The organism is Stenotrophomonas sp. HMWF003 (genome assembly GCF_003061285.1).
GTDB classification, from domain to species: domain Bacteria; phylum Pseudomonadota; class Gammaproteobacteria; order Xanthomonadales; family Xanthomonadaceae; genus Stenotrophomonas; species Stenotrophomonas maltophilia_AP.
The window spans coordinates 5,783-15,140 of record NZ_QAIW01000266.1 but is presented as its reverse complement, the minus strand read 5'-3'; the positions used below and the strand labels follow the sequence as shown (position 1 = coordinate 15,140).

11 protein-coding genes are annotated in these 9,358 nt (G+C 68.1%); 6 read left to right on the top strand and 5 right to left on the bottom strand.

All coding sequences use genetic code 11. The features are described 5' to 3' along the window. Positions 1–213 precede the first annotated feature (213 nt). The gene (locus tag DBR34_RS11125; RefSeq protein WP_128096840.1) at positions 214–570 is read left to right on the top strand and encodes a GFA family protein; all 357 of its coding nucleotides are present in this window, start codon (positions 214–216) and stop codon (positions 568–570) included. 41 nt (positions 571–611) lie between these two features. Continuing rightward, on the top strand, positions 612–1,385 hold the full coding sequence (locus tag DBR34_RS11120; RefSeq protein ID WP_128096842.1) for a DUF4349 domain-containing protein: 774 nt from the start codon (positions 612–614) through the stop codon (positions 1,383–1,385). Positions 1,386–1,429: 44 nt separating this feature from the next. Here DBR34_RS11120 and DBR34_RS11115 read toward each other — a convergent pair whose 3' ends face one another. Next, complete coding sequence (locus DBR34_RS11115; RefSeq protein WP_128096839.1) at positions 1,430–1,723, bottom strand: hypothetical protein; 294 nt, start codon at positions 1,721–1,723, stop codon at positions 1,430–1,432. An 87-nt stretch (positions 1,724–1,810) separates the two neighbouring features. Beyond that, entirely contained in the window at positions 1,811–2,740 is a 930-nt protein-coding gene (locus DBR34_RS11110) for a LysR substrate-binding domain-containing protein (RefSeq protein ID WP_128096838.1), read from the bottom strand. 161 nt (positions 2,741–2,901) lie between these two features. Here DBR34_RS11110 and DBR34_RS11105 point away from each other — a divergent pair, with 161 nt between their 5' ends. Continuing rightward, positions 2,902–3,783: a DMT family transporter gene (locus DBR34_RS11105; RefSeq protein ID WP_128096837.1), complete on the top strand. Its 882-nt coding sequence runs from the start codon at positions 2,902–2,904 to the stop codon at positions 3,781–3,783. Positions 3,784–3,957: 174 nt separating this feature from the next. On the opposite strand, the gene DBR34_RS11100 is transcribed toward DBR34_RS11105, so the two are convergent. Next, complete coding sequence (locus DBR34_RS11100) at positions 3,958–4,851, bottom strand: peptidylprolyl isomerase (RefSeq protein WP_128096836.1); 894 nt, start codon at positions 4,849–4,851, stop codon at positions 3,958–3,960. A gap of 154 nt (positions 4,852–5,005) precedes the next feature. Here DBR34_RS11100 and DBR34_RS11095 point away from each other — a divergent pair, with 154 nt between their 5' ends. Then, positions 5,006–5,371 (top strand): PadR family transcriptional regulator, encoded by a 366-nt coding sequence (locus tag DBR34_RS11095; RefSeq protein ID WP_128096835.1) that lies wholly within the window; start codon positions 5,006–5,008, stop codon positions 5,369–5,371. Beyond that, entirely contained in the window at positions 5,368–6,366 is a 999-nt protein-coding gene (locus tag DBR34_RS11090; protein ID WP_128096834.1) for a sensor domain-containing protein, read from the top strand. Before DBR34_RS11095 ends, DBR34_RS11090 begins: the two co-directional genes overlap by 4 nt. A gap of 351 nt (positions 6,367–6,717) precedes the next feature. On the opposite strand, the gene phaZ is transcribed toward DBR34_RS11090, so the two are convergent. Continuing rightward, on the bottom strand, positions 6,718–8,034 hold the full coding sequence (gene phaZ, locus DBR34_RS11085) for a polyhydroxyalkanoate depolymerase (protein WP_128096833.1): 1,317 nt from the start codon (positions 8,032–8,034) through the stop codon (positions 6,718–6,720). 97 nt (positions 8,035–8,131) lie between these two features. Beyond that, positions 8,132–8,728 (bottom strand): class I SAM-dependent methyltransferase, encoded by a 597-nt coding sequence (locus DBR34_RS11080; RefSeq protein ID WP_128096841.1) that lies wholly within the window; start codon positions 8,726–8,728, stop codon positions 8,132–8,134. Between the two features lie 162 nt (positions 8,729–8,890). Between DBR34_RS11080 and DBR34_RS11075 the strand changes: the two genes are divergently transcribed. Next, positions 8,891–9,346 carry a CopD family protein gene (locus DBR34_RS11075; protein ID WP_128096832.1) on the top strand — a complete coding sequence of 152 codons (456 nt, stop codon included), beginning with the start codon at positions 8,891–8,893 and terminating at the stop codon, positions 9,344–9,346. The last annotated feature ends 12 nt before the right edge of the window (positions 9,347–9,358 follow it).

The window sequence follows — 9,358 nt, the reverse complement described above, 5'->3', positions numbered from 1 at the left end:
CCGGCGGGGGCAGCGGCGGCCGGCGTGCCGGAGGCGGCGGTCGGGGCGTCGGCCTGCTGGCAGCCGCCGAGGGCGGCGATCAGGGCGAGGGCGAGAAGATGCTGGCGCATCGGCGATCCTGTGCTGTGGTCAATCGCCGAGCATAGGCCCCCGCGCCCGGCCGCGCCCGTGCCATTGGATTACCATGGCCCTTTCCCAGCCGGAGGGTGCGCCATGCAGTACGAAGGGAGCTGCCATTGCGGGCAGATCGCGTTCGTGGTCGAGGCGGCCGAGCCGATCACCGACGCCCTGGACTGCAACTGTTCGCTGTGCCGTCGCCGTGGTGGCCTGCTCTGGTTCGGCCCGCGCGAGGCGCTGCGGCTGACGACCGATCCGGCCGACGTGGCTACCTACCAGTTCAACCAGCACCACCTGGAACACCACCACTGCCGCACCTGTGGCATCGCCCCGTTCAGCGAGGGCGTGGACCCCCGCAGTGGCAGCAGGATGGTGGCGGTCAACGTGCGGTGCCTGCCCGGGGTGGACCTGGACGGGCTCACGATCAATCGCTACGACGGAGCAAGCAAATAATGAAAGGGACGCTGTGGCACCCCAAGGGTGCGTGGGCAGGGATGCTGGTGCTTGGGCTGGCCGGGTGCGCGGCCCGGAATCACGGCGAAGCGGCGGCCGCTGCGGGCAGCGCCGGTGCACTGGCCTCGCCGGAAGGGGCGATGCTGGCCTATGAGCACGATCTGGACATTACCCTGGACGCCGCTGGGATCGCCCCGCGCGTGAAGCAGATCGCCGAGGCCTGCCAGTCCGCGCGCTTTGGTGACTGCGCGGTGCTGCAGGTGGGTCAGCAGGGCGGCGAATACCCCAGCGGGTCGGTAAAGGTACGGATCGCGCCCAAGGGGGTGGAGCCGCTGATCGGCCTGGCCGGGCAGGGCGGTGAGGTGGCGTCGCGCAACACCCACGCCGAAGACCTTGCCCAGCAGGTGGCCGATACCGCACTGACCAAGGCTCGCCTGCAGAAGGAACACGAGCGGCTGCTGGCCTACCAGGACAGCAAGGACATCAAGCTGGCCGACCTGCTCACCATCACCCAGCGCCTGTCGGAAATCGAGGCCGGGGTGGAGCAGGCCAACAAGGACGCGGCGCAGCAGCACCGCCGCATCGATACCCAGTTGGTGACGATGCAGTTCCACACGCCGTCGGGGCAGCGCAGCCGCAGCGAAATCGGCGAAGCGCTCAGCGAATCCGGCGCCGTGCTGACCACCAGCGTAGCCTTCCTGATCCGCGCGCTGTCGGCACTGCTGCCGTGGGCACTGGTGGGCTGGGTCTTCGCCTGGATCGGCGCCCGGCTGTGGCGTCGCCGCAAACGCCGTGTGGCCGCGCAGGCCAGCTGAGCCGGATAGGCGCGGTGCCGGTCACGGCCGGCACCGCGCAGCCATCAGCCTTCGTCGTGCTCGTATTCCACGAACACGTCCAGCTCCAGCGCCAGTTCCTGCACGGCATCACGCACGCGCTGCGCGCCCAGTGCATTGCCTACCTCCACTTCCAGCTCATGGATGCCCGGACCGATATCGTCGGACAGGCCGGCCGAGCTGGAATCGTCATCGTCCATGTGGGGCATGAGGTCGTCGGTTTCCTCGACATGCTCGATGCCTTCGATGCTCTGCAGCAGGTCGGTGATGGCACGCGCGTCGTCTTCGCTGCCGGTGATTCTGAGTCGCAACAGGGCCATGGACCGTGCCTTGTGGGAAAGGAACTCCAGCCTAGCCAGCGCGTGGACAAGGCCGGGTGAGGACGGCCTGAACCTTTCGTTGCGTGCTCAGGGGCGGCCCAGCAGCTCGTCGGGCAGCGCCGGGATCGGCGTGCGCTCATCCAGCGCTTCGCGTTTGAGCCAGTCCATGAACGCCACGGCGGTAGGGCTGAGCGGACGGTGCTCGGCGTGCACCACGTAATAGGCATAGCGCGCCTTCAGTGCCGGACCGGGCAGGCGTACCAGTTCATAGCGCTGCAGATACGGTTGGGCGATGTGCTTGCGTGCCAGCACCGCGCCGATGCCGTACACCGCCGCGCGCATCGCGTCGGTGCTGTCGCTGAAGGAATGCACCGACGGCAGTTCCAGGCCGCGCACGCCGGCCGCGCGGAACCAGTCGCGCCAGCCCTGCGGTGACATGTCGCTGATCAGGGGCAACGCCGCGATCTGCGCCGGTTCGCGCAGGGCCGCCACGCCAGCCAACGCGGGCGACGCGACCGGGCACAGCTCGTCGTCCATCAGGTGATGTGCGCGCAGGCCAGGCCATTGGCCCAGCCCGTAGCGGATGCCCAGTTCCGGTCCGGTGTCGTCGAAGCGCACCAGTTCGGTGCTGGTCTGCAGCTCAATACGCACCTGCGGGTGCTGGGCAGTGAAGCGCGCCAGCCGCGGCACCAGCCAGCAATACGACAGCGAGCGGATGGTGGTCACCCGCAACGGCACGATGTCGGCCTGGGGATGCAGGTTGCCGGCCACCGCATTGAGATCGCTCAATGCCGCGGCCGCGGCATCGGCCAGCTGGCGCCCCTCGGCGGTCAACCGCACCCCGCGCGCGTGGCGCTGGAACAGCACCGTGCCCAGCAGCACTTCCAGCTTGCGCACATGGTGGCTGACCGCACTGGCGGTGAGGTGCAGCTCCTCGGCGGCATGGGCGAAATTCTGGTGGCGCGCGGCAACCGCGAATACCCCCAGCGCGGGCAGCAGGGCGGGGCGCAGGATCATGGATGAGACCCAAATGAAATTTGTGGCTTGCCCGGATACTACGCGCTTGTGGGCCCTTGCCGGTAGGCCGATGCTGTGTCCCTGTCCCCTGGAGCCGCCCCCATGTTGCCGTCCGCGACCGCCATTCAGCCACGCATCTGCCTGTTGTCCGGGGTGCGTCCATGAGCGGCGCACCGCTGGCGAGCGCCGTGGTCGAACGCGACTGGCGCACCCCGCTTGAACTGACCGTGCTCGGCGCGATCTGGGGCTGCTCGTTCCTGTTCATGCGCGTGGCGGTGCCCAGCTTCGGTCCGTACGCGCTGGTGGAAGTACGCCTGCTGCTGGGCGCGTTGGTGCTGCTGCCGTTCCTGTGGCAGGCCCGCGCGCAGTTCCCGGCACGGCGCTGGCTGTGGCTGGCGCCCATCGGCGTGATCAACTCCGCGATCCCGTTCGTGCTGTTCGCCTGGGCCGCACAACGTGCCCCGGCTGCGATCGGCGCGATCTGCAACGCCATGACCGTGCTCTTCGCCGCGCTGATTGCCTTCCTGTTCTTCGGCGAGAAGATTGGCATGCGCCGCGCCATCGCGCTGCTGGTCGGCTTCGCCGGCGTGGTGGTGCTGGCCACCGCCAAGGTGTCGGGGCTGAGCATCGGCGCGGCGGTCATCGCCGGCGCGTTGGCCGCGCTGTTGTACGGCCTGGGGGTGAACCTGGTGAAGCGGCACATGACCGGCTTGCCGCCGGCCGCATCGGCCGGCGCCACGCTCGGGTGCGCCGCCATCGCGCTGCTGCCGATGGCGCTTACCCACTGGCCGGCCGCCCCGATCCCGACCGTGTCCTGGGTCTGCGCCATCGCCCTGGGCGTGGTCTGCACCGGCTTGGCATTCCTGATGTTCTACCGCCTCATCGCCCGCATCGGCCCGGCCCGCGCCTCCACCGTCACCTACCTGGTCCCGATGTTCGGCGCGCTGTTTGCGTGGCTGTTCCTGGGCGAAGCGGTGACCTGGGCGATGGTGGTCGCCGGTGCGTTGATCCTGGGTAGCGTGGCTGCGTCGCAGAAGCGGTAGGTTGCGCACGCGCACTCTGTCCAGAGGCAGGCCGGTAGCCCTGCGCAGGACCGTCCACAGCATGGATGTTGTGGACGAGCCCTCAAGCAAGGGTTCACGGCGTGTCCTGCGCAGGGCTACCGGACTGCCTCAAGCGCAGGAAAACAAGACGCCGTAGCGTCGGTTGTCTCACTGTTACCTCACCGGCACCGCGATGTTGCACAGGTCGATATGTCCCGCCGGGCGCTTGTAGAAATCATCCACCCGGTTGCGCCGTGCCTCCACCACATCGGCAAACGTCTTCGATTCGGTGCGCAGCACTTCAAGCTTCGGCCGCTGCGCCGCCGGCACGTCGCTGGCGCGCTGGATCGACTGGATCGCCGTGCGCTGCGCGGCGTCGGCATAGAAGCCCATCGGCGCCGGCCCACGCGGCAGCGCGCTCAGCAACTCCATCCCCTGCAGCACCCGCCCCACCACCGTGATGTTGCGGTCCAGCTGGCGCGGCGACTGCCCCGTCACCACGTACAGCTCCGCCCCGATGCTGCTGTCTTCCTCGTTGCTGCGGCCCGCACCCAGCGTGCCGTAGCAGTGCGCCAGCCAGGTCTTCCCGTCCTGCCGGTCCTGGCCCACCGGGAAACCATCGACGAAGCCGGTCTGGTCTGCCCAGCCGTCACGGTCGGGCAGCACGCTCACCTTCAGCCCCTTGCTGTCGCGCTGGAACTCGGCCGGGAGCTTGCGCTTGGCACTGCCGAGCGGCTTGGCCTTGGCCACATCGTCGGCATCGGCGTCCCCGAACTGCACCACGAAGTTGTCCTGGGCCCGGTAGATGCTCTCGCCATCCCAGAAATGTTCGTGCGCCAGCGTCTGGATGTTGGCCACGTGCTGCGGCGCGAACGCCGGGGCCAGCTCGATCGTGACCCGCCCGGTCGGCAGGGTCATGTACAGCACGTTGGCCGGGTCCGGCGTGCGCCAATCGCTGGCCGGGGAAGCGTCCAGGATCTGCTGCGGGCTGCGGTAGGGCGTGGCGGCGCTGGCGGGCAGCGCGCAGGCAAGGGCGAGGGCAAGCAGGGCAGTGCGGCAAGGCGACATGGCGAACCCGTTCAGGAAGTGTCTGCCGATTGTGCGCGAAGCGCGGCTGCTGCGACCAGCGGCGGTGCGGTGCCCAACCGGCACGGTGACTAAGGGCACATTCGCTATACCGGACTTCACACTAGTGTTGACTCCACGCTAGTTGGAGAACGCGATGAGCGACCACGACGCCCACCTCAAGAAGTTCCAGAAAGAGCTCAGCGCCGGCACGGTCTCGCTGGCCCTGCTGGCGGTGCTGGCCAAGGCCGGCGAGCCGCTGTACGGCTACCTGATCGCCAAGGAGCTGGAGCGGGTCGGCGAGGGGGTGCTGAGCGGCAAGCAGAGCGCGCTGTACCCGGTGCTGCGCAACCTGGAAGGGGCCGGGTTGCTGGAAAGCCATGTTGAACCGTCGATGGCCGGTCCGCCGCGACGCTACTACCGCATCAATGACACGGGCCGTGAGGTGCTCCGGCAATGGACCGCCGCGTGGCGCGCCACCCGTGATTCCGTCGATTCCGTCCTGGAAGGGGTAAGTGAATGAACATTGCGTCCGTGGCCGGTCGGGCCTTGCCGACCACCATTCCCGAGTACCTGGCGCAGCTGCGCGCCGCCCTGCACGACGCCGATCCGGCGATGGTGCAGGACGCGCTGTACGACGCCGAGGAGTACCTGCGCTCCGAACTGGCGGCCCAACCCGGCCGCAGCGAGGCCGAGGTGATCGCCGACGTCGCCAGCAGCTACGGCGCGCCGGAAGAAGTGGCCGACATCTACCGCGAAACCGAAATCACCGTGAACCGCGCGCTGCGTACGCCCAGCGCGGGTGCAGCGCCGCTGCGCCGGGCCGTGGTGGCCGCGGGCACGGCGTGTGGGGCGGCCGCGGCAAGCATCGGCACCCCGCCGCCGGCCACGCCCAAGCCGCGTTCGGCGCTGGCCCGGTTCTTCGGCGTGGCGCTGGAAGCCCGCACCTACGGGGCGCTGTTCTACATGCTGCTGTCGCTGGCCACCGGCACGTTCTTCTTCACCTGGGTGGTGACCGGGCTGTCGCTGTCGCTGGGGTTGATGGTGCTGATCATCGGCATTCCGATCACCGTGCTGTTCTTCGGGTCGGTTCGCGGTCTGTCGCTGCTGGAAGGGCGGCTGGTGGAAGCGCTGCTGGGCGAACGCATGCCGCGCCGGCCGACCTATTCCGACCGCAGCCGCAGCTGGCTGCAGCGGGTGGGCGACATGTTCACCGATGGCCGCACCTGGCTGACGCTGCTGTACTTCGTGCTGATGCTGCCGCTGGGCATCGTGTACTTCACCATCGCGGTGACCCTGCTCTCAATCTCGCTGACCTTCATCTGGGCGCCGGTCGCGGCTTTGTTCACCGGCGAGATCCCGGGCATCTACATCGAAGGCGAGCAGATGCTGTCGATGTGGGCCACGCCGCTGCTGGCGGTGGCCGGGGTGCTGCTGCTGTTCGTCACCCTGCACCTGGCACGCGGCATCGGCCACCTGCACGGGATGATGGCCAAGCACCTGCTGGTGCGGCTGTAATTCCCGACCGTTAGGCCAAGACCGGTAGTGCCGGCCGCTGGCCGGCTCCACGTACATCCTGCATCGCGTGGAGCCGGCCAGCGGCCGGGGCCCTGATTTCGTCCGGCATTGCTTGGAGCCGGCCAGCGGCCGGCACTACCTTGGTTTCGTCCGGCATTGCTTGGAGCCGGCCAGCGGCCGGGGCTACCCTGGTTTCGTCCTGCATCGCGTGGAGCCGGCCAGCGGCCGGCACTACCCTTGTTTCGTCCGGCGTTGCTTGGAGCCGGCCAGCGGCCGGCACTACCTGGTTTCGGCCGGCATTGCTTGGAGCCGGCCAGCGGCCGGCACTACCGGATGCGCTGCGAGGTGCTCTCAGCCCGCCTTGCGCCGCAACGGGGTGACGTTGCTGGTGATCTTGGCGGCCTTCTTCGGCTTGGCCGTCGCGGTGTACGCATGGGTCGCGAAGAAATCACGCACCTTGGGGTACACCGTTTCGCGCCAGCGGCGGCCGCTGAAGATGCCGTAATGGCCGGCGCCTTCCACGATGAAATGCTCGCGGTGTTCGGCCGGAATACCGCTGCACAACGCCTGCGCCGCTTCGGTCTGCCCGAGCCCGGCGATGTCGTCCAGCTCGCCCTCGATGCTGAGCAGGGCCGTCCCGGTGATCGCCGCCGGGTTCACGTGCTCGCCGTTGACGTACCACTTGCCACGCGGCAGCAGGAACTGCTGGAACACCACTTCGATGGTGTCGAGGTAGTACTTGGCCGGCATGTCCAGCACCGCGTTGTACTCGTCGTAGAAACGACGGTGCGCGTCGGCGTCTTCCATGTCTCCCTTGACCAGGTCGGCGTAGAAATCCCAGTGCGAACTGAAGTGCCGGCTCGGGTTCATCGACAGGAACCCGGCATGCTGCAGGAAGCCCGGGTACACGCGGCGACCGGCGCCGGGGTAGGTGCCCGGCACGGTGTGGATGACGTTGTTCTCGAACCACGACAACGGGTTCTGCGTGGCCAGGTTGTTCACTGCGGTGGGGCTGCAGCGCGCATCGATCGGGCCGCCCATCATCACCAGCGTGCGCGGCGTCGGCTCGCCACGGCTGGCCATCAGCGACACCGCCGCCAGCACCGGCACGGTCGGCTGGCACACGCTCACCACGTGCAGCTTTTCAGCGCCCAGGTGGCGGATGAATTCCTGCACGTAGGCGATGTAATCGTCCAGCCCGAACTCGCCGTCGCTGCCCGGCACCATGCGTGCATCCACCCAGTCGGTGACATACACGCGGTGGTCGCGCAGCAGGGTGCGCACGGTGTCGCGCAGCAGCGTGGCGTGGTGGCCCGACAGCGGCGCCACCACCAGCACGAACGGCTGGTTGAGCATGGTGTGCAGCTGGTCGGCCTCGTTGCTGTGACGCTTGAAGCGCAGCAGCTTGCAGAACGGCTTGCTGACTTCCTCGTGCACCACGATCGGCACGCGCTCGCCATCGACCTCGATTTCGTTGATGCCCCACTCGGGCTTCTCGTAATCCTTGCCGATGCGATGGAACAGCTCGTTGACCGCGGCCAGGCGATCGGCACCGGGCATCTGCGACCACCAGTGACCCTGGTTGGCGAAGAATTTGGCGTTGGCCTGGGCCTGGTGAACCCACGGGGCGAGCATGTTGCGGGTCAACTCATGCAGTTGATAAAGCATGGCGTCCGAATATGTATGGTCTTATGTTGCCGCGCAGCATAGCCTACCGGCAGGATCGGCGCGTTAATACGGGGTCTGTCTCATTTGTTATCGAGAATCAGCGGTCCGCGCGTTCCAGCGCGGCGGCATGCCCGGCCAAGGCAGGGGACAGCCAGCAGTGCGAGCCCAGCGCGGTGAAGCCGGCGTTCTTCAGGCCACTGCGGTACCAGCGCGCCGGACGCGCCTGGAAGCCTTCGTGGTCGCCGTCGAACTCGTCCTCGGCACTGAACGCCTCCAGGAAGGCCACACCGCCGGTGAGTTCGGCGAAGCCCTCCAGGGCCGGGCGCAGCTCGCGGCTGGGCACGTAATGCATCACGTCCGAACACACCAGCAGGTCGACCGGCGCGCACGGGCGCAACCAGGCGAAGTCGCCCACCTTGGCCATGTGCAGGTTGCGGCTGCGGCCGTAGCGGTGGATGGCGTACTCGCTGCTGTCAAAGCCCAGGTACTGCACGCGCGGGCGCAGCTTGAGCAGCGGCGCGCGCCAGGCGCCTTCGCCGCAGCCGATGTCGAGCACGCTGCGGATCGGGCGTTCCAGGTAGTACTCGGCGCTGGCCACGGCCAGGGCCACCTTGCGCGCCAGGCGCGCGGCGCCACCGGCCTGGTCGGCCTGGTACCAGCGCTTGAAGTAGTCGGCGTCGTAGGTCTTGTCCATGGCGATCATGCGAAGTCGTGAAAACGGCGCCTATCGTACGGTGTCGCGCAGCGGCCTGCGTGGCGGTGGTGTGGCGATTGGTCGCGCCAGCCCAGCATGGGGCGGCTCTGCCCGGGCATGCGAGAATGCCCGACAACCTACGCCAGCCGCTGGAGCGAGCGCATGCAGAGCTATTACTGGGTCAAGACCTTCCATCTGCTGTTCGTGGTGGCCTGGATGGCGGCGGTGTTCTACCTGCCGCGGATCCTGGTGAACCTGAGCGAGACCGCCGGCCAGCTGCCGGTGACCGAGCGGCTGCAGCTGATGGGCCTGCGCTTGTACAAGTTCGGCCACATGATGTTCGGCTTCGCGCTGATCCTGGGGCTGGTGCTGTGGCTGGGCTACAAGGTGATCCCCGATTTCCCGACCATGGTGGCGCCGGGCGCGGCCGGCTGGCTGCACGCCAAGCTGGGCCTGGTGGTGCTGCTGCTGGTGTACTACTCCTGGACCGGCCGCTTGTTGAAGGGCAACGTTCGCGGCAAGCCGCTGCCGTCCTCGCGCGCGTTGCGCTGGTTCAACGAACTGCCGCTGGTGCTGTTCATCGGCGTGGTGTGGCTGGTGCTGGCCAAGCCGTTCTGAGGGGCGCGATGG